Origin of the sequence: Methylobacter svalbardensis (genome assembly GCF_037671525.1) — a bacterium.
In the GTDB taxonomy this organism is placed as follows: domain Bacteria; phylum Pseudomonadota; class Gammaproteobacteria; order Methylococcales; family Methylomonadaceae; genus Methylobacter_A; species Methylobacter_A svalbardensis.
The window spans coordinates 1-1,190 of the sequence record NZ_JAWPOH010000177.1; the positions used below are offsets into that span (position 1 = coordinate 1).

Genomic DNA, 1,190 nt, shown 5'->3' on the forward strand with positions numbered 1-1,190 from the left:
ACAAAATCGACAGTAGAAAATAGATGATTAATGAAGTACTGCCGGCTAAGCCGTCAACGCCATCAAGCATATTGAAGGCGTTGATGCCACCTACAATGGCAAACACCGTAAACAAGGTTGAAAACATACCGAGTTGTATTTCACCAAACCCTAATAAATTACCTAGGCTGGTTATCTCGACTCCACCCAATTTGATCATGATCAGCGCCGCAGCAACTTCTGCGGCTAAACGGACCTTGAAGTTTAAGTCTTTAAAATCATCAATCAATCCAGTGACAACAATGATGGTGACTGCTGTAAAAAAAGCCATATTGACCGGAACATTCACACTTTGTGTCAGGATGATGTAAGTGATGCAAAAGTAGATCGCCAAACCACCAATCATCGGGATTTCTCCCTGGTGTCTTTTTCGTGAACTTGGCTGATCGGTAAGGCCGATTTTAAAGGCAACCGGCCTTAACAAGGCAATTGCAGCTATTGTTATAAAAAAAGAGCTGCTCATTAGCATGGCTAAATATGATGTTTCGAAATTATTCAAGACAGTTTCTCCTGGTTTGCCAAAAATACGGTTTTAGATATAAAATCCAAAAACCTAAGGTTAAGTTTTTCGTAAAAAGTTTCGACTTTTTGCTGCAATATCTTTGAATTGTTACAGAAGATTAACTGTTTTATGATATTTTCATTAAGTCCCCAGGAGCCTGTCGGATTAATAGAATTTAAACAACTCGCCTAATCAAGTTTAAAACTCAAAAAAGTGGGTTGTTACAATTTTTTACTGTCCCTAGTTTCGTTTTATGATCCAATTTAAGCTATTTGCTCTCTTATCCTTTTAATGCATTTTCTTCAAATTCCATTTATTTTAGACGGATTCCAGACCTCGAAGATGGAATTGACTGAATCCCTGAATGTGTTTAATGATACTGACCACGGTTTCGACGGTTGATTTGCGCTTGGGCGTAACGCGCCTTCGCACGGACCTGGATTTCTTGCTTGGCTTTGGTAATTACGGCTAGATGGTCTTGGCGTTGTTTGAGTTCTTTGGGAACATCCGTGTCTTTATAGGCATCTCCTTACACACAAATACTAAACCAGTCCATCTAGCTTGCGGGCTATCTGTATTCCATACACGCAGTCTTGTATTCTCTGGAACCCTTTCCATATGCTTTTAGCGCCGGGCTCTCCATCCGATT

The 1,190-nt window shown here is 40.0% G+C and carries 1 protein-coding gene; it reads right to left on the bottom strand.

The features are described 5' to 3' along the window. Positions 1 to 538: glycosyltransferase family 4 protein (locus RW114_RS20695; RefSeq protein WP_340124615.1), on the bottom strand; the 538-nt coding region annotated here is incomplete at its 3' end. Positions 539 to 1,190 lie beyond the last annotated feature (652 nt).